The 18,620-nt window shown below is 60.8% G+C and carries 19 protein-coding genes; 11 read left to right on the top strand and 8 right to left on the bottom strand.

Annotated elements, in window-relative coordinates; translation table 11 throughout:
- Positions 1-7: 7 nt before the first annotated feature.
- The 4 genes from araD to NXC24_RS29140 are packed head-to-tail and all read right to left on the bottom strand — an operon-like array spanning position 8 to position 4,539.
- Positions 8-1,744 (bottom strand): L-arabinonate dehydratase, encoded by a 1,737-nt coding sequence (araD, locus tag NXC24_RS29155; protein ID WP_104826837.1) that lies wholly within the window; start codon positions 1,742-1,744, stop codon positions 8-10.
- 54 nt (positions 1,745-1,798) lie between these two features.
- The gene (locus tag NXC24_RS29150; RefSeq protein ID WP_104826836.1) at positions 1,799-2,662 is read right to left on the bottom strand and encodes an ABC transporter permease; all 864 of its coding nucleotides are present in this window, start codon (positions 2,660-2,662) and stop codon (positions 1,799-1,801) included.
- 3 nt (positions 2,663-2,665) lie between these two features.
- Entirely contained in the window at positions 2,666-3,481 is an 816-nt protein-coding gene (locus NXC24_RS29145; RefSeq protein WP_104826835.1) for an ABC transporter ATP-binding protein, read from the bottom strand.
- A gap of 53 nt (positions 3,482-3,534) precedes the next feature.
- The gene (locus NXC24_RS29140) at positions 3,535-4,539 is read right to left on the bottom strand and encodes an ABC transporter substrate-binding protein (RefSeq protein ID WP_104826834.1); all 1,005 of its coding nucleotides are present in this window, start codon (positions 4,537-4,539) and stop codon (positions 3,535-3,537) included.
- A gap of 129 nt (positions 4,540-4,668) precedes the next feature.
- Between NXC24_RS29140 and NXC24_RS29135 the strand changes: the two genes are divergently transcribed.
- On the top strand, positions 4,669-5,361 hold the full coding sequence (locus NXC24_RS29135) for a GntR family transcriptional regulator (RefSeq protein ID WP_104826833.1): 693 nt from the start codon (positions 4,669-4,671) through the stop codon (positions 5,359-5,361).
- A gap of 18 nt (positions 5,362-5,379) precedes the next feature.
- On the opposite strand, the gene NXC24_RS29130 is transcribed toward NXC24_RS29135, so the two are convergent.
- The 3 genes from NXC24_RS29130 to NXC24_RS29125 are packed head-to-tail and all read right to left on the bottom strand — an operon-like array spanning position 5,380 to position 7,586.
- Positions 5,380-6,213 carry an SMP-30/gluconolactonase/LRE family protein gene (locus NXC24_RS29130; RefSeq protein WP_104826832.1) on the bottom strand — a complete coding sequence of 278 codons (834 nt, stop codon included), beginning with the start codon at positions 6,211-6,213 and terminating at the stop codon, positions 5,380-5,382.
- A gap of 12 nt (positions 6,214-6,225) precedes the next feature.
- Positions 6,226-6,486 carry a hypothetical protein gene (locus tag NXC24_RS35980; RefSeq protein WP_245464187.1) on the bottom strand — a complete coding sequence of 87 codons (261 nt, stop codon included), beginning with the start codon at positions 6,484-6,486 and terminating at the stop codon, positions 6,226-6,228.
- Positions 6,441-7,586 carry an MFS transporter gene (locus NXC24_RS29125; protein WP_245464186.1) on the bottom strand — a complete coding sequence of 382 codons (1,146 nt, stop codon included), beginning with the start codon at positions 7,584-7,586 and terminating at the stop codon, positions 6,441-6,443. Before NXC24_RS29125 ends, NXC24_RS35980 begins: the two co-directional genes overlap by 46 nt.
- Before the next feature lie 231 nt (positions 7,587-7,817).
- Here NXC24_RS29125 and NXC24_RS29120 point away from each other — a divergent pair, with 231 nt between their 5' ends.
- The 8 genes from NXC24_RS29120 to NXC24_RS29085 all read left to right on the top strand — a co-directional run bounded on the left by NXC24_RS29120 (position 7,818) and on the right by NXC24_RS29085 (position 15,174).
- Positions 7,818-8,720: a hypothetical protein gene (locus tag NXC24_RS29120; protein WP_104826831.1), complete on the top strand. Its 903-nt coding sequence runs from the start codon at positions 7,818-7,820 to the stop codon at positions 8,718-8,720.
- 71 nt (positions 8,721-8,791) lie between these two features.
- A complete protein-coding gene (gene nadA, locus NXC24_RS29115; RefSeq protein WP_104826830.1) occupies positions 8,792-9,763 on the top strand; it encodes a quinolinate synthase NadA in 972 nt (323 codons plus the stop codon).
- The gene (locus tag NXC24_RS29110; protein ID WP_104826829.1) at positions 9,760-11,301 is read left to right on the top strand and encodes an L-aspartate oxidase; all 1,542 of its coding nucleotides are present in this window, start codon (positions 9,760-9,762) and stop codon (positions 11,299-11,301) included. The genes nadA and NXC24_RS29110 overlap by 4 nt, the downstream gene beginning before the upstream one ends.
- A 1-nt stretch (position 11,302) precedes the next feature.
- Complete coding sequence (nadC, locus tag NXC24_RS29105; protein ID WP_104826828.1) at positions 11,303-12,160, top strand: carboxylating nicotinate-nucleotide diphosphorylase; 858 nt, start codon at positions 11,303-11,305, stop codon at positions 12,158-12,160.
- Positions 12,161-12,327: 167 nt separating this feature from the next.
- Positions 12,328-12,924, top strand: a complete 597-nt coding sequence (locus NXC24_RS29100) for a DsbA family protein (protein ID WP_104827891.1) — start codon at positions 12,328-12,330, stop codon at positions 12,922-12,924.
- A 119-nt stretch (positions 12,925-13,043) separates the two neighbouring features.
- Positions 13,044-14,306, top strand: coding sequence for an NAD(P)/FAD-dependent oxidoreductase (locus NXC24_RS29095; protein ID WP_104826827.1), 1,263 nt, complete (start codon positions 13,044-13,046; stop codon positions 14,304-14,306).
- A 69-nt stretch (positions 14,307-14,375) separates the two neighbouring features.
- On the top strand, positions 14,376-14,663 hold the full coding sequence (locus NXC24_RS29090; RefSeq protein ID WP_245464185.1) for a DUF1778 domain-containing protein: 288 nt from the start codon (positions 14,376-14,378) through the stop codon (positions 14,661-14,663).
- Positions 14,664-14,667: 4 nt separating this feature from the next.
- A complete protein-coding gene (locus NXC24_RS29085; protein WP_104826826.1) occupies positions 14,668-15,174 on the top strand; it encodes a GNAT family N-acetyltransferase in 507 nt (168 codons plus the stop codon).
- 31 nt (positions 15,175-15,205) lie between these two features.
- On the opposite strand, the gene NXC24_RS29080 is transcribed toward NXC24_RS29085, so the two are convergent.
- Positions 15,206-16,066, bottom strand: a complete 861-nt coding sequence (locus tag NXC24_RS29080; RefSeq protein WP_028750248.1) for a MurR/RpiR family transcriptional regulator — start codon at positions 16,064-16,066, stop codon at positions 15,206-15,208.
- A 239-nt stretch (positions 16,067-16,305) separates the two neighbouring features.
- Between NXC24_RS29080 and murA the strand changes: the two genes are divergently transcribed.
- Both murA and NXC24_RS29070 read left to right on the top strand, forming a co-directional pair.
- Positions 16,306-17,562, top strand: a complete 1,257-nt coding sequence (gene murA / locus NXC24_RS29075) for a UDP-N-acetylglucosamine 1-carboxyvinyltransferase (protein WP_104827889.1) — start codon at positions 16,306-16,308, stop codon at positions 17,560-17,562.
- A complete protein-coding gene (locus NXC24_RS29070; RefSeq protein ID WP_104826825.1) occupies positions 17,559-18,449 on the top strand; it encodes an N-acetylglucosamine kinase in 891 nt (296 codons plus the stop codon). Before murA ends, NXC24_RS29070 begins: the two co-directional genes overlap by 4 nt.
- Positions 18,450-18,620: the final 171 nt, after the last annotated feature.

Raw genomic sequence — 18,620 nt, 5'->3', positions numbered from 1 at the left:
TTTGCGGTCAATAAATATCGGGTTCGCCTGGCGTCGGGCCGAAACCGGTTTCCAGGAAATCAAAATCGCAGCCCGTATCGGCCTGCGTCACGTGGCGGGCGAACATCCAGCCATAGCCGCGGCCGAATTTTTCCGCGGGTTTGACCCAGGCTTCGCGCCGCCGCTGCAATTCGTGGTCATCCACGAGCATGTCGATCCGCCGTGCTTCGAGATCGAGGCTGATAATGTCGCCGTTCTTCAGCAGCGCCAGCGGGCCGCCGACATACGATTCCGGGGAGACATGCAGGATGCAGGCGCCGTAGCTCGTGCCGCTCATGCGGGCATCGGACAGACGCAGCATGTCGCGATGGCCTTGCTTCAATAGTGCCTTCGGGATTGGGAGCATGCCCCATTCCGGCATCCCAGGCCCGCCCTGCGGGCCGGCGCCGCGCAGCACCATGACATGGTCCGGCGTGATGTCGAGATTTTCGTCGTCCACCGCCGCTTTCATCTCCGGATAGCTGTCGAACACCAAGGCCGGTCCCTGGTGCTTGTGGAAGCGCGGATCGCAGGCAGCCGGCTTGATGACTGCTCCGGTCGGCGCAAGATTGCCCTTCACGACTGCGAGGGAGCCCTCGTGATAGACGGGATTGTCGAGCGAGCGGATGACATCGTCATTGTAGCACTTGGCGCCCTCCAGGGTCTCGCCGAGGGTGACGCCGGAAACGGTCAGCGCGGAGAGATCGAGCTTCGTGGACAGCTTTGCCATCAGCGCACGCAGGCCGCCGGCATAGTAGAAGTCTTCCATCAGATAGGCCTTGCCGGTCGGCCGGATATTGGCGAGCACCGGTGTCGTCCGGCTAGCCTTGTCGAGATCATCCAGCGTAAGGGCGACACCGGCGCGGCGCGCCATGGCGATCAGATGCACGACCGCATTCGTGGAACAGCCCGTCGCCATAGCCACTGCAACTGCGTTGCTGACGGCGGCGGCCGTGACGATCTTCGAGGGGACAAGGTCTTCCCAGACCATCTCGACAATGCGGCGGCCGACGGCCGAAGACATGCGGATATGGTTGGAATCGGCTGCCGGGATGGAGCTCGCTCCGGGCAAGGTCAGGCCCAACGCCTCGGCAATCGCCGTCATCGTGCTCGCCGTGCCCATCGTCATGCAGTGGCCGTAGGACCGGGCGATGCCGGCTTCGACGTCGACCCATTCCTTCTCCGAAATGGCGCCGGCGCGGCGCTCGTCCCAGAACTTCCAGGCGTCGGAACCGGAACCCAGATATTCGCCGCGATAATTGCCGCGCAACATCGGGCCGGCGGGCAGATAGATCATCGGCAGCCCCATGCTGAGCGCGCCCATGACGAGGCCGGGCGTGGTCTTGTCACAGCCGCCCATCAGCACGGCACCGTCGACCGGATGCGAGCGCAGTAGTTCTTCCGCCTCCATCGCCAGCATATTGCGATAGAGCATGGTCGTCGGTTTGACATAGCTTTCGGACAGCGACAGCGCCGGTAGTTCGAGAGGAAAGCCGCCGGCCTGGAAGATGCCGCGTTTGACATCTTCGACCCGGTGCTTGAAATGCGCGTGGCAAGGGTTGGCGTCGGACCAGGTGTTAAGGATGGCGATGACGGGCTTGCCCGCCCATTCTTCCGGCGCATAGCCCATCTGCATGGTGCGCGATCGATGTCCGGAACTTCTGAGGTCGTCGGGCGCGAACCATTTGGCGCTGCGCAAGTCCACCGATTTCCTTTTAATATTCATTATGTTGAGACCTTATATTCAACTATTGGCCGAGGACTCGAATTTGCGCGGGCGTCATTCCTTCATGCCCCATTTCTGTAAGGTTCGGCGCTCGATCGTTTGGAAAACCAGGTTCTCGACGATGAGGCCGATGACGATGACCGTCAGCAGGCCGGCGAAGACCGAGGGTATGTCGAGGAGGTTGCGGTTTTCGAAAATGAACCATCCAAGCCCGCCTTGACCAGAGGAAACGCCGAAGACGAGTTCGGCGGCGATCAAGGTGCGCCAGGAGAAGGCCCAGCCGATCTTCAATCCGGTCAGGATCGACGGGAAGGCGGCGGGAATGAGGATGCGAAACACATAGGAAAGTCCGGTCAGCCCATAGTTGGCCCCCACCATGCGCAGCGTGCGCGAAACGCCGAGAAAGCCGGCATGGGTGTTGAGGGCAACCGCCCAGAGCACGGAATGCACGAGCACGAAGACCAGGCTCGCGGGGCCGAGACCGAACCAGATGAGGGCGAGCGGCAGCAGCGAGATCGCCGGCAGCGGGTTGAACATCGCCGTCATTGTTTCGAGAAAATCGGTGCCGATACGAGTGTTGATTGCGACAACGGTCAAAATAGCGGCGAGGACCGTCCCCGTCACGTAGCCCGTCACCAATACCTTCAGCGTCGTCCAGATGCGCTCGGGCAGAACGCCGTCTGCAAAACGATCGTAGAGCGCCGTCAGCGTGTCGCTGAGTGTCGGGAAAAGCAGCGGATTGTCGAGATGCCGCGCATAGCTCTCCCAGATGATGGCCAGGACGACTATCAGCAACGATTTGCGGAAGAGGCTCGACTGCCAAAGAAGTTCGATGGCGCCGAGTTTCTGCTCGACAGAGGCGATGTGGCCTGCGGGTTCGGTCCTCTCAGGCGCGAGGATGATCTGCGGTGCGTTCATGGCCTATTCCCTATGTCCGGCTTCGGCAAACAGCATGTGATGGATTTCGTGTTCCAGTTCCGCGGCTGCGGCGGTGTCGTGACGGACGGATTCGACATTGCGAACCTCGGCCTTGACGCGGCCGGGATGCGGGGAAAGCAGCAGGATGCGGTTCGAGATCTTGATTGCCTCGGCGATCGAATGTGTGACGAAGATGACGGTGAAACGCGTATCCTCCCAAAGCTGCAGAAGCTCGTCCTGCATCTGCCTGCGGGTCAGAGCGTCGAGTGCGGCAAAGGGTTCGTCCATCAGCAGGATGTCGGGTTGCATAGCCATGCCGCGAGCGATCGCCACACGCTGCTTCATGCCGCCAGAAAGCATGTGCGGATAGGTATCCACAGCGCGAGTGAGCTTGACCTTGTCGATATAGTCGCGGGCGATGGCTTCGGCTTGCGCACGAGGCAGGCGCCGGGCGGTCGTCAGCGGAAACATGACGTTTTCCAGGACAGTCTTCCAGGGCAGGAGCTGGTCGAACTCCTGAAAGACCATCATCCGGTCCGCGCCGGGCTTCTTCACGGGTTGCCCCTTGATCTCGATGCGGCCCGCCGCCGGCGTCAGATAGCCGCCGATGGCCTTTAGCAATGTCGATTTTCCGCAACCGGATGGTCCGAGGAGCACGAAGCGATCCGATTGCGCTACCGAAAAGCTGACCTCTTCGGTGGCGGTGATCAAAAGGTTCGGCGTCTTGTAGCGAAGCGTCACCTTGTCGACGTTCAAGAGTGGTTTGGCCTTGGCCATTTCAGCCGGCACGGCATCGGCTGCAATTTTTGCCTGAAGCATAAGGCTCCTCCATGAGAGATAGCTGAGGGCGGCATTGGCGCCGCCATCAGGCTTCAATTGCCATTCAGATCCGCCGCTTCCGGCAGATAGTAGTCGGTCCAGGCCTTGGGCATCGCCTTCAAGGTCCCGATCTTGTGGAGATGCGCCGCAAATTTCATGGTTCCCTGCGGATCCATGCGGAATTCCATCATGTGCGGCTGGTTCAGGATCGTCAGGAGGTCGTCGACACTGGTCTTGTCACCGCTGACCGTCTTGTAGGCCTCGACTGCTGTCTTCGGGTCCTTTTTGATTACACCGATGGCATCGGCCGTCGCTTCGCGTATGGCCTTGATGATCGTGGGGTTGGCATCAGCGAATTGCGTCGTCGTGAAGAAGGTGCCTTGCGTCAGCTCGCCACCGATGATGTCGCGGGAATCGACGACTTGATGAACGCCCGGCTGCTTCAGTTCTAGATATTGGAAGGGTGGGGCCGAGAAATGGCTTTTCACTTCATGGTTCTGGTTTGCAAGCGCCGCCATGGCGTCGGGATGGCCAAGCTGCACCGTATTGGCGTCGAACTTGTGTACTTGATCGTCACCATACATCTGAGCGGCGGCCATCTGCAGCAGGATCGCCTGCGTCGAGACGCCGACCGTCGGCACGGCGATCTTATCGCCCGGCTGGATGTCCTTCAGCGATTTGATGCGCGGATCGCGCGAGACCATGATGACCGGCTGCGCGGAGTTGGTGACGATGCCCTTGACCTTGCCTCTCGTGCGATCCCAGAGCAGCAGCAGATTGCCGGTGCCGGTATTGACGATGTCGACACTGCCGGCAAGAAGCGCGTCCGTTTGCGCGCCGCCGCCGCTAAAGGTACGCCATTCGACCTTGACGCCCGGCAGGCCGTCAGCCTCGGCGCGTTTCTCGATCAACTTCTGCGTCTCCATGACGTGGCTGACGAGATAAAGAATGCCTGGCTGGCGTGTGATCGAAATATCGGTCTTTTCGGCAGCGCTAGCGGAAAACGTGCCGGCCAGCATTACGGCAACCGCGGTCATGCCGCGAAGAAATCCTCTCATTATGTCCTCCCAAATGACGCAAACCCGTGAAATCGCGTTTACATAAATTGACTAAAGCACTAATGTATCAGTGCATCAAGCCCTAAATTGTGCTTTATGAACTTACGTTCTCGATCAGGAAGGTAGCCAGTGAAAGTAAACCCGAAAGAATTCGCCTTGGATCGCTCCCGCCAAGTGGCGCCGCAGATCCTGGAAATCCTGCGATCGCGTATTCTTTCAATGAGTTTGCCGCCGACCACCGTCCTGTCGCGCATCTCGCTTCAGAGCGAATTCAACGTCAGCCAGACGCCGGTTCGCGATGCTTTGATCAGGCTGGAGGAGGAGGGGCTGGTCGAGGTTTACCCGCAATACGCCACCGTCGTCGCGAGAATCGATATCGGCAACGCCGTCGAAGCGCACTTCCTGAGATTGTCGATCGAGCTGGAAGCCGTCCGGCGGCTGACAGCCGAATCGCCGGAGGAAACGGCGGCGGCGTTGCGGCATGTTTTGGTGCGGCAAGAGCATGTGGCGTCACCCGAGACCTACGATCTGTTCGATGCCCTCGACAAGGATTTCCACCGTGTCCTCTTCGAAAGGGTCGACATCCTGGGACTGTGGGCAACCGTGCGGCGCCAGAGCGTTCATCTCGACCGGCTTCGCATGCTGAACCTGCCGATGCCGGGCAAACAGCAGCAGGTCATTGCCGATCATCATGCCATTGTCGATGCCATCCAGTCGGGGGATGTGGAACAGGCAGTGGCAGCGCTTCGCAAGCATCTTTCCGGCACGCTGTCGATCATCGATCTCATTTGCGAGAAATATCCGGATTACGTCAGCCGATAAGCGCTTGTCCTAGAACGATCATCGAAAAGTTGCGCGCAGCACATGCCCCGAGGCGTGCGTATCCTCCTCGGGAACGGTCCGTCTGGTCGTGACAAAAATGGAGCGCGGATTGGCTCTGTCCATGACGATCTTAGTTGGATGTGTCACGGGAAAGGCGATCGGTTCCAGCGCTTCGCCTGATGGTGCGAAGCGGAGAAGCTGTGATCCCTCGACGCCGGCAATCCAGTAGATGCCGTCCTTATCGATAAACGCGCCGTCGGGCCGGCCGGCGAATTCATGCGTCGTCGCAAAGACGCGCCGATTGCTCGGCGTTCCCGTGGAGACATCATAATCGCAGACCCAGATCGTTTGTACGGTCGGATGAGAATCCGAGAAATACATGCGGCTACGGACCGGATCGAAGGCGAGCCCATTGGGCGTCCATATGCCATCGAAGACGCGGCGATGACTAAGATCGGCTTCGACGCAGAAAATGGCGCCCGCAGGTTCGGTCAGGGTGAATTGCATGTTGCCCGCCCAGAAGCGGCCCGCCGGATCGAGGGCGCCATCGTTGAAGCGAACATCCCTACGGCTTTCCGGCGAGCAGGCGAGGTCGAAACGGCCCTTTGCCGGATCGAAGAGAAAAATGCCGCTGGCAAGGCCTGCCAGCAGCGTTCCATCCGGCCGCAGGGCGATGCAGCCGACAGCCTCCGGCGCATCCCAGACCTCGGTTCTGCCGGACGCTACGTCGGTTCGCAGCAGCCGGCAGCCCTCGGTATCGACCCACCAGAGACAGTTGCCGTCATCCGACAGGACCGGGCTTTCGCCGAGAAAACTCCAGCGGTCGGAGAATACTTCGAAGGCTGATATCATTTTGTCTCTTGCTTATGCGCGCTGTCGGCGGGCTTCCATATTATCGCCTGACGTCAAGCTGTCGACCAGGTCCTTCCATCGCCCAAGGCGCGGTGCTGTTTCCGGCAGCGCCGCTATGCAGGCGATAGTGATCGCACAGCCGAGAGCGATGAAGCCAGCGAGCGCCCAGGGCGCACCATTCAAAAGCGCCAGAAGCCAGCCGGCAGCAAGTGTTCCGACGGAGCCGATCAGCGCGCCGATCTGCTGGATGAAGGAGACGCCGCTGGCGCGCACCCGGGTCGGGAAGAATTCGGCAAATAGGCGGCCTGCGGCCCGTACATGGCGCTATGGCCGATGGCCAGCGCCGCCGTCAAGCCTACCCAGATGTAGCTGTCGACGCGATAATAGACCAGCGCGAAGGTCGGAAAGCTCGCCAGCAGCACGGTCGACGCGCCAAGGATATAGACCGGCTTGCGGCCGATGCGATCGGAAAGCGCGCCCCAAAACGGCATGCAGACCAGCTCCAGCACGATGGCGATAAGCGATGCCGTCGTCATTACCGGCCGCGACACGCCGCGGCTCGTCGCATAGGCGGTGATCAGTACCGCAAAGCTGGTGAAGGCAACGCTTTCGGCAAACTTGGTGCCGCAGCCAAGGGCGAGATAGCGTGGATATTTCCTGACGATCTCGACAAGTGGATGCGGGTCCTCCGCACGGCGCCTGCGCATTTCCAGGAACAGCGGCGATTCCGTTAGTTGTAGGCGGATATACATGCCGACAGCCACCAGCACGAGGCTGAGCAGAAAGGGAATGCGCCAGCCCCAGCTCATGAAGGCCTCTTCCGACAGCGTGGCCGTTAACGCTGCGAAGATGCCGAGCGGCAGGATGAAGCCGGCGGGCGCACCCGTCTGTACCCATGAGCCGAAATAGCCGCGCCTTTTGGCAGGCGCATGCTCGCACATGATGAGGATCGCATTACCCTGTTCGCCGCCGATGCCGAAACCGTGCAGCATGCGGATGAACAGCAGGATCAGCGGAGCGGCAATGCCGATGCTTTCATAAGTCGGCACGAGGCCGATGACGAAGGTGGCGATGCCGACGATCAGAAGCGTGGTGACTAGCGCGCTCTTGCGGCCGTATCGGTCGCCGAGATAGCCGAACAGTAATCCGCCGATCGGTCGCACGAAGAATCCGGCGGCATAGGTGCCGAGCGCGACCAGTGAGCCGACGAGCGGATCGAAACTCGGGAAAAACAGCTTATTGAAAACCAGCGCCGAAGCGGTGGCATAAATGAAAAAATCATACCACTCGACGGTGGTGCCGATGCAGGAAGCAATCGCCACCCTTCGCATCATGGCGGAGTTTGCCTGCTCCTCCAGTCCGATATTGCTCATAATATCCTCCCAAATCCGGCAGGGCCGGCCTCACACACGCAAGACTAAAGCACTAATGTATCAATATATCAATAGGACACTTACAATGTGTTTGGCTGGCTGCAAGTGCTCGCGTGTAGGAGTTTGCACGCGTTTATATTGTCGGGAGTTGTTGAGTGGCCGAACGGCTGCATTGGCTTCGGTAATGCTTCGTGCGAGAAAAGCAGAGCTCGAACAAGATAGGGAATCTCCTTGACCATCGGACTTGCGCACGCCGAATTGATCGCGGTTCTGACGGCCGTCACCGGTAACGATCCTCGGGTTATGACGGTGCGCTCCGGTGATGCTTTGCCGTCGGGACCGTTCGAGCTTGGGCACCGGACGTTGCAGAGCGGTCTTCGCGAATGGGTGCGCGAGCAGACGGCGCATCCGGTCGGCTATCTCGAGCAGCTTTACACATTTGCCGACCGAGACAGGAACAACGAGATCCTGGGCGGCCGGACGATTTCGATCAGCTATCTCGGCCTCGTGAGGGAGCAGGCGGCGCCTGGCGGTGGCCGGCCGGGATGGCATGGTTGGTACGAATATTTCCCTTGGGAAGACCATCGCAACGGCCGGCCGGCCATCATGGATGATATTGTCGAGCGGCTAAATGGCTGGGTATCAGACGATTCGGCGAAGCGCGATCAACGTCGGCGTCGCGCCGATTTCGCTTTTGGTTTGAACGATGCCACCTGGAATGAAGACCTTGTTCTGCAACGCTATGAGCTTCTTTATGAGGCTCGGCTTGTCTTGGAGGCGGGCTGCGCTCAGCAGGGCAATTCCGGTCGGCCGATGTTTGCCGATCACCGGCGGATTCTCGCGACCGGCATGGCGCGGCTGCGCGCGAAGATCAAATATCGCCCCGTCGTTTTCGAACTGATGCCGGAGAGTTTTACGCTCCTTCAGCTGCAGCGTACCGTTGAGGCTCTGGCGGGCCTGATGCTGCACAAGCAAAACTTCCGCCGGCTGATCGAGCAGCAGGAGCTGGTGGAGGAAACAGGCGCAACTGAAAGCGAGACAGGGGGGCGTCCGGCCAAGCTCTTCCGTTTCCGCCGCGCCATTCTCGAAGAACGCGAACTCGCCGGAACAAAATTACCGCTCTCCCGCAATTGACATATGCTCATAACGAGAATATCTATTTGCGCACAATATACTCAAACTGAGCATAATTAGGAGAGCCGGTCATGAACCAACCCGTATCCGCATCCTCCCTCTATGATCGTGTCAGCCGCGTCATTCCCAAGGCCGAATGGATGATGTTTCAGGATGATGTCGAGGCGATCCTCGAGTTGAAGCGCCGCCGCAACGCCGTCATCCTCGCGCACAACTACCAGACGCCGGAAATCTTCCACGGTGTCGCCGATATCGTCGGCGACAGCCTGGCGCTCGCTCGCAAGGCGATCGACGTAGACGCCGACATCATCGTGCTCGCCGGTGTGCATTTCATGGCCGAGACCGCCAAACTGCTCAATCCGGAAAAGACCGTGCTGATCCCCGATATGGCGGCCGGTTGCTCGCTGGCGGAATCGATCACGCCGGAAGACATTGCACTTTTGCGCCAGGCCCATCCTGGGGTTCCCATCGTCACCTATGTCAACACGTCCGCTGCGGTGAAGGCGGCATCCGATATCTGCTGCACATCGGGCAATGCCAAACAGGTGGTGGAATCGCTCGGCGTTCCCAAGGTGCTGATGATCCCCGACGAATATCTGGCGCAGAACGTCGCCCGCGAGACCAATGTCGAGATCATCGCCTGGCATGGGCATTGCGAGGTGCACGAGCTCTTCACCGCCGACGATGTGCGCCAGCTACGCGAAAATTATCCCGGCGTAACGGTGCTCGCCCATCCGGAATGTCCACCTGATGTCGTCAGGGAAGCGGATTTCGCCGGCTCTACCGCCGTCATGTCCGATTACGTCGGCAAGAAGCGCCCGGCGCGTGTCGTGCTGCTAACCGAATGCTCGATGAGCGACAATGTTGCCGTCCATCATCCGGATGTCGAATTTGTTCGGCCCTGCAATCTCTGCCCGCACATGAAGCGCATCACGCTCGGCAATATCCGCAGGGCGCTTGAGGAAAACCAGCATGAAGTGACTGTCGATCCCGCAATCGCTGTTGCTGCCCGCCGCGCGGTGGAAAGGATGCTGGCGATATGACCGAGGTTCTTCACGAGCTTGCAGGCCGTGTCGTCATCGTCGGCAGCGGTCTCGCCGGCCTGATGGCGGCATTGACGCTGGCGCCGCAGCCGACCGTCATCATCACACGCGCAGCACTCGGCGCCGAGACGTCGAGCGCCTGGGCGCAGGGCGGCATTGCCGCCAGCATGGGAGCGGACGACAGCGCGGAGCTGCATGTCGCCGATACGCTTGCCGCTGGTGATGGGCTCTGCGATCCCGTAGTGGCCGCAAGCATCATCGCTGAAGCGCCTGCGGCAATTGCCGCTCTGGAGCGGGCGGGCGTCCGCTTTGACCGTAATGGCGCGGGCGCCTTGTCGCTCGGCCTCGAAGCCGCCCATTCGCGCCGCCGCATCGTGCATGCCGAAGGCGACGGCTCCGGCGCGGCCATTGTTCGGGTGCTGGTGCAGGCCGTCGCCAACACGCCGTCCATTACGGTGCTTGAAGGATATGAGGCGCGGCGGCTGCTCCTGGATGGCGAGCGGATCAGCGGCGTCCTATGTGCGACACCAAAGGGAATGGCCGCTCTGCCCACCTCCCGCGTTCTCCTTGCCACCGGAGGCATTGGCGGTCTCTTCGATGCGACGACCAATCCCGTCGGCAATTTCGGCCAGGGAATCGCACTGGCCGCGAGAGCGGGAGCGTTTCTTGCGGATATGGAGTTCGTGCAATTCCACCCCACAGCCCTCGATTCGCGTCGGCGGCCGTTGGCACTGGTCAGCGAAGCCGTGCGCGGCGAAGGCGCCTTGCTCGTCAATGAGAGAGGTGAGCGTTTCATGGCGGAGGTTCCCGGCGCGGAACTGGCCCCGCGCGATATCGTCGCGCGGGCGATCAGCGCGGAAATCGCCCGCGGTGGCCGCGTCTTTCTCGATGCGCGTGAAGCGCTCGGCAATCGCTTTACCGCTCGCTTTCCGGTGATCGATGCGCTCTGCCGGGAGGCAGGAATCGATCCATCCAGCCAACTGATCCCGGTCCGTCCCGCCGTCCATTATCACATGGGCGGCGTGGCGACGGATGTAAACGGCCGCAGCTCCGTCTTCGGCCTCTGGGTGGCAGGGGAGGCGGCGTCAACCGGCCTTCACGGCGCCAACCGGCTCGCCAGCAACTCGCTGCTGGAGGCCGCCGTCATGGGCATGCGTGCCGCACGTGACATAGGAAGCACCCCTGCTAGCCCTGCGAACATGACGTCAGTCCATGGACGTCCGATAGTTCCGGATCCTTCGCTTGTCCGGCCGATCGCCTCTCGTCATCTCGGCGTGCTTCGCAATGCCGGCGCCATCCACGGAGCAATCGCCGCGCTTCTGCCGCTCGTCGAAAGCGAAGGTGCGGCCGCCGACCCTGCCGTGGTGGCGCTGTTGATTGCCGTCTTCGCCAGCCTCAGAACGGAATCGCGCGGCGCCCATGCCCGCACGGATTTTCCGTTGAAACTGAAGAACGCTCAGCGCCGGACAATGCGCCTCTCGGATGCATTGGAGGTCGCTCGGTCGGCCATTCCCTATACTTTCGCCAGGAGCGCCTGACATGACCCTCGTTCCCCTGCCGCGCCTCATCATCGAGCCGCTGGTGCGCAATGCTCTGCTGGAAGATCTCGGCCTTGCCGGCGATATCACGTCTGCCGCCGTCATCCCGGAGGATCACCGTTCCACCGTTGCCATGGTGGCGCGCCAGCCGGGCGTGGTCGCCGGGCTGGATGCCTCGGAACTCGCCTTCCAGCTCGTTGATCCGCGGATCGTCATGATCCGTCATCTGCACGACGGCGCAAAGGTGGCTGCCGGCGATATGATCGCAACGATCGAAGGCCCGTCTCGCGGTTTGTTGACGGCGGAGCGGACCGCACTGAATTTCCTCGGCCATCTCTCGGGTATCGCGACCGTAACAGCCGGCATCGTCGAGGTGATCAGCGGCACGAAAGCCTCGATCGTCTGCACCCGCAAGACGACGCCGGGACTGCGGGCGCTGGAGAAATATGCAGTCCGTGCCGGCGGCGGTATGAACCATCGTTTTGCGCTCCATGATGCCGTGCTGATCAAGGACAATCATGTCGCGGTTGCAGGCGGCGTCACAGAGGCTATCCGCCGGGCAAAAGCCGGGGTCGGTCACATGGTCAAGATCGAGGTTGAAGTGGACACGCTCGACCAGCTTCGTGAAGCCATGGCAGAAGGCGTCGACGCCGTGCTGCTCGACAATATGACGCCCGATCAATTGCGCGAAGCGGTAGGCATCGTTGCCGGGCGCGCAATCACCGAGGCCTCGGGCCGTGTCACGCCCTCAACTGCCGCGACAATTGCGGCTTCGGGCGTCGATCTGATCTCGGTGGGCTGGGTGACGCATAGCGCGCCGACGCTCGATATCGGGCTCGATTGGAAAGCGGTTGCATAACGCTGAGCTTGATATTGGCATAGCAAGCAGCGACGGAATCGGCGGTAGTCAGGTAACGATATCGTTATGGAAATTCCCCCGTGGCATTCGCTTGGCGCTTGCACACCCGCCGCCTTGCTGATCAAAATCCGCGAGTTTTCATCATCATGCATGGGATGCGGCAAACAGTGACCAAGATCATAGATTACGTTTTTTCCATCGGCTCGCCCTGGTCCTATATCGGCCTGGAGCCGTTTCTCGATCTCGCCGAAAAGACAGGCGCGGAAATCCGGCCTTATCTCACCATCGTCCTCGAGGAGAACGGCGGCATTTTTTCACGCAATCGGCCGGAGCCTCGCCGGCAATATTGGCAACGGGATCTCAAGCGTTGGGCCGGCTTTCGCGGTAAGAAACTGCTTCTGGAAAATCGCCCGCCGCTCGCCGATCCGGCGCCTGCCGCCTTCATGGTCATCGCCGCCTATCTCGACGGCAAGCCCTGGCTCGAACTGACGAAAGCCCTACAGGAAGCCTTCTGGGGTCGTGGCGAAGATATCGGCAATCCCGCGGTACGCAAGGCGATCGCCACCGCCGCAGGTTTCGACGGCGATGCGCTCGCAAAGCGGGAACAGGATGCGGACGTACAGGGCAAGTGGACGGCGGACCGTGAGTTTGCCATCAAGAATGGCGTCTTCGGCTTTCCATCATTCCTCTATGACGGCGAGCTTTACTGGGGCCAGGACAATCTGCACTTCCTCGAAAGTCATCTCAACGGCATCAAGCCGTAAGTAAATCCGCTTTGGTATAGCCCTGAAGATAAAAATCGACGGGGGGTTGGACGCTGGTTGGAAGTATTATTGACTGCATTGGTGCAATACAGTCCGGCATAGCGGAAGGGTAAAGGCATTTGAGCAATCCTTGGTCCGGGGGCCAAACAATCGATGTCGCCATCATTGGCGGCGGTGCGGCCGGCGTCGCAGCGGCGCGGCGGCTGCAATCCCTCCGCCCCGACGTTTCGGTGTTGATTCTCGAGGCGAAGGACCGTGTCGGAGGCCGCGCCTGGACCTTTCGATTGTCATCGCTCGCGGATGAGCCCGTCGATCTCGGCTGCGGATGGCTCCACGGGGCGAGGACGAATGGATGGACCGAGATTGCCCGCCAGCTTGGGCTGACGGTGGAAACGACGCCGGCGCCCTGGAGCGAAGGCGGGCGGACGATCGGAGGGGCGGAAGCGAGATCCGCCATCGGCGCCTTTTTCGCGCGCGCGGAACAACGGGGGGATTCCGGTGAGGACGGATCGCTCGACGAACTGCTGGAACCCGAAAATCGCTGGAATGGCTGTGTTGAAGCAATCGGCACGTTTCTAAATGGCGTCGAGCTCGCGGCGGCCTCCATTCACGATTATGTCCACTATGATCCGGGCCCTGGCCCGGACTGGCGCGTGCGTGAGGGGTATGGGACGCTAATTTCGGCCTACGCGCAGCCGGTACCAACGATGCTGTCGACTGTGGTCCAAACCATCGATCATCGCGGCGCCGAATACATCCTTTTGCAGACGGATCGTGGCACGCTGCGTGCACGCATGGTCTTGGTCACGGTCGCGACAAATGTGATTGCGAAGGATCAGATCAAATTCGATCCGCCACTTCCGAGAAAGCGGGAAGCGGCCAGCCGATTACCGCTGGGGCTTGCCAACAAGCTGTTCCTGAGTGTTCTCTCGCCAGACGATCTGCCTATCGATACCAGACTGACGGGTTCCCTGGATCAGGTCCGAACGGGTTCCTACCAGATACGCCCCTTCGGCACCGCCTTGATCGAGGCCTATTATGGCGGTTCACTGGCGCGGGATCTGGAAGCCTCTGGGGAGCAGACGGCGCTCGCATTCGCCAGAGAAGAGCTGATCCGGCATTTCGGAAGCGCCTTCGGCCGTCGGATTGATGCTGTGGCAATGTCGGCCTGGCATGGCGAGCCACATATTGGCGGATCCTATTCCTATGCCGAACCGGGCGCTTCCGGCGAACGTATCGTGCTCGGCGAAACCGTTGACGACAGGCTCTTCTTTGCCGGCGAAGCCTGCTCTCCGACACGCTTTTCAACGGCACACGGCGCTCTCGAAACCGGCTTTACCGCCGCCGAAGCGATCGCTGCGGCTTTGAAGCGAACCGCTTGATGCGATCGCCTCTCTTGTATTGCACTTTGCATTACATTGGCCTATTTTTCTTCGGAAACTGAGGATCATATGATGGCAACCCCTGCGCAGAAAAAAGAGACGCCCGTATCGATGCGGTTGCGCAATGACGATCTGGCCATCATCGACCGCGGCGCGGAACTGCTCGGCCTGTCACGTACGGAGTTCATGCGCCGCGCCGCAGTTCATGAGGCGCAAACCGCGATCTTGAACGAGACGGTCATTCGTCTTTCGCCAGGAGCTTTCGATGATTTCCTGCAGGTCATCGGCGCAACACCGGCAGCTCCGTCGGCAAAGGTGAGGGAGCGGTTGCAACGCAAGGCGCCGTGGGAACAATAGGACTATGGCGCTTTCCGGCATCGCGCTTCTATCCGACCATCACCGGTTGGATGGTTTTACCTGTGGGAAACCTGCGCTGGATGATTGGTTGGCAAATTTTGCGCGATCCAATCAGACACGCGGATTCACCCGAGTCCTCGTCGTGGCTGATGACGATGTCGTCGTTGGTTATTACGGCCTTGCTCCCTCCGTCATTGAGCCCAATGCCACCCCACGCAAGATTCGCACGGGCCGTCCGCCTGATCCCATCCCCTGCTTATTGATCGGTCAGCTCGCCGTTGACCGCCGCTACGCCGGCCGTGGCATCGGCTGGGCTCTGGTGAAGGAGGCGCTGGCGCGCTGCGTCGCTGGCGCGGATATCGTTGCAGGTCGGGCTGTGGTGGTTCGTGCTATAGACACGGAGGCGGAGACATTCTGGCAGAGTTGGGGTTTTATTCCGGCCCGTGATAATCCGTCGATCCTGATGCGTTCAATAGACGATATCAGACACTGGCTTGCCGAATGTGCTTGATAGGCGTGCGACGGGTGAGCGCCCCTGCTAGCTAGGACAGTTGCTTCGCCTTCAGCACCGAGACGGCTGCTTCGCTGTTGTGAACATAATCGTTCGCGTCTGGCTGCCTCTGCACGAGCAGGATGAACAGCAGGTCAGTGAGCATCAGTTGCGCGTCGCGCGCCGTAATCGCCGAGGAGCGGACGCGGTCTTCGTCGCCGACGGTATAGAGGCGGATATCGGCGACGTGAGCCAGCGGATTGTCCTGAAGGCCGGTCACGGCGATGACGACGGCATTTCGCTGGCTGGCGAGTTCGGCGATCCGGAGAGTCTCGATGCTGGTGCCGGAATAGGAGAGGGCGAATAGCAGGTCGTCGGGGCCGAGTGTGGAAGCATTGGCCATCTGTACATGGCTGTCGCTGTCGTGCAGGACATTTCGCCCGAGTTTCATAAGCTTATAGGAAAAGTCTCGAGCGACCAGCGAGGATGCGCCGACACCGGCGAGATGAATGCGGCGGGCTTCGTAGAGCGCTTTCAGCGCCTTGCCGATATCGAGTTCATTGTTGACGGCGATCGTCTGCTGCATGGCCTGCAGCTTGCTGCCGAGCAATTTCTGCAGGATCGTCAGATAGCCGTCATCGACTTCGATAGTTCCGTGGATCATGCCCGCCGGGGCTTGCCATTCCTGCGCCTTGGCCTCGCTGACGGCGAGTTTCAGTTCCTGATAACCGGCATAGCCGAGTTTCTGGCTGAACTTGACGACGCTCGATTGGCTGCGGCCGGTCTCGGCGGCGAGGGCCGCCGAAGAGAGCCGCAGCATCTGATCCGGATTTTCGACGATGAATTGCCCGATCTGGCGATCGGCCGGCGCCATGCCTTCGAGCTTCGCGCTGATTTTCTTTAAGATAGACATCCGCCCCTTCAGGCCGTGGAGGCCAGTTCACGCGTCGACACAATCGCTTCACAAGATATCATCCGACTGAGGGTGGGCAACCATGCTTTCACTCCGTCGGCCGCTGACGTTAGCACAAATGGGAGGAATAAAAAATTCCACTCCGCATTGACATGGCGGAATGGATGAATAATCTTGAACCGGAAACAGACGGGATGGCGCATGCTCCTTTCGCCCCTCTCTTCGACGGGTTTCATCTCATGGATAGGTTGCGGATATCAGGCGGAAACAGGTTGCAGGGCGCTGTGACGATTTCCGGCGCCAAGAACGCCGCCTTGCCGCAGATCGCGGCGGCGCTACTCAGTCCGCATCCGCTGGAACTGACGAACCTACCCGCCGTGACCGATGTCGAGAACATGCTCGGCGTCGTTGCCCTCCATGGAGCGGTTGTGACCCGTACGGCACACGGAACCACCATCGATCCCAGCGCCATCGTCTCCAAGGAGACCTCCTACGACACGGTGAGGCGCATGCGGGCGACGGTGTTGGTGCTTGCGCCGCTGCTGGCTCGCTTCGGACACGCCCGCGTCTCCCTGCCTGGTGGCTGCGCCATCGGTGCACGGCCGGTCGACATGCATATCAAGGCCCTGGCAACGCTTGGCGCTGATATCGCGATCGAGAACGGTCTGATCGTCGCATCGGCCCCTGGCGGGTTGAAGGGCGCACGTATCGTTTTGAGCTCCCCTTCCGTCGGCGCGACCGAGACGGCGATGATGGCGGCATGTGCTGCCAAGGGCGAGACGGAAATCTTGAACGCAGCGCGCGAGCCTGAAGTGGCCGATCTCGTCGCCTGCCTTACAGCCATGGGTGCCCGGATCGAGGGCGCAGGTACGCATCGCATCCTGATAGAGGGCAGCACGAATTGGCAGCCTGCCCGGCATCATGGGATATCCGACCGGATCGAGGCCGGCACCTATGCCGTCGCGGCCGCCATCACCGGCGGCCAGCTTGAACTGATTCACGCCCGGCTGGAGAATCTCGCTTCCGTCGTGCAGGTGCTGGAAGCCATGGGCGTCAGCGTCTGGCCAAGCGATCGCGGCCTGGTGGTTTCGAGGGATGGCCCGCTGAAGGGCGCCGATATCACTACGGAACCCTATCCTGGCTTTCCCACAGACCTGCAGGCGCAGTTCATGGCGCTCGCCTGCTGCGCCGAAGGCGCCTCGCTGATCCGCGAAACGGTGTTCGAAAACCGCTTCATGCACGTGCCGGAATTGATGCGTCTCGGCGCCAACATCACGCTGCAGGGCACCACGGCGCTGGTCCGCGGCGGCGCACCTCTTCGAGGGGCGCAGGTCATGGCGACCGATCTGCGCGCCTCCGTCTCTCTGGTGTTGGCGGCGCTGGTGTCGAAGGGTGAAACCATCGTCAACCGCGTCTATCATCTCGATCGCGGTTACGAGCAGTTGGATCGCAAACTCCGCCTTTGCGGCGCTGATATCGAACGATTGACGTCATGAGCGGCGAAACAGACGACGTCCGCTACTTTCTCGGCATCGACGGCGGGGGCACCGGCTGTCGCGCAAGGATCGAGGATGCGGCCGGGGCCGTATTGGGCCAGGGACTATCCGGCCCCGCGACCACGCGGCTCGGCATTGCCGAAGCATGGGCTTCCATTACGAGGGCTTTCGAAGCCGCGATCGAAGAGGCGGGCCTCAGCCCATCTGACATCGTGCGTGTTCACGCGGGCGTCGGCCTAGCCGGGATCGGGCGCAAGGGTGCGCTAGAGGCGCTACGAGCCATAAAGCATCCCTTTGCCAGCATCGATTTCGTCAGCGACGGCGAGGGCGCCTGCCTCGGAGCCCATTCGGGCCGCGACGGTGCGATCGTCATTGCCGGGACGGGATCGATCGGCCTGGGTTTTGTCGAGGGTCGCCACTTGCGTGTCGGAGGATACGGCTTTCCGATCTCAGACGAAGGCAGCGGCGCGGATCTCGGGTTAAAAGCTGTGCAGCTTGCGCTACGCGCCAATGATGGCCGCCACGAGAAGACGGCACTGTTGGCCGAGATCATGCAGCGATTTCAGAATGATCCCATGGAAGCGGTCGCCTGGATGGACCGCGCCTCCGCCACGGACTACGCCGCTCTGGCGCCAATGGTCATGCGCCATGCGGATCAGGGCGATGCCGCCGGGCGACGTATCGTCCAGAGCGCGACCGAGCATATCGACACGCTGATCCGCACCCTCTTCGACAAGGGTGCTCCGCGCGTCTCCTTGCTCGGCGGCCTTTCCAGCCCGCTTGAGCCGTGGCTGGCGCCGGATGTCCGCCGCCGCCTCAAACCCATCGACGGCGATGCCGTTTCGGGCGCCATCATTCTTGCCAGAAAGTCGGTCTGCGGCCGCTGAAAATGACGGCTCCGCGCGTCGTCGGTTTTACGCATTAAATATGGAATATTTTATTCCTATAATGATTGACTGGCGGAATAAATGGACATAATGTTAACGAAGGTAAACAGGGAAACGGCGGCGAACGAAGCCATAAAGGCCGGCTGCTTGTGCTAATGACCAGCTTTCCGT

The sequence above is a fragment of the Rhizobium sp. NXC24 genome (genome assembly GCF_002944315.1).
Taxonomy (GTDB): Bacteria; Pseudomonadota; Alphaproteobacteria; order Rhizobiales; family Rhizobiaceae; genus Rhizobium.
This window is presented reverse-complemented; position numbering and strand designations above follow the sequence as displayed.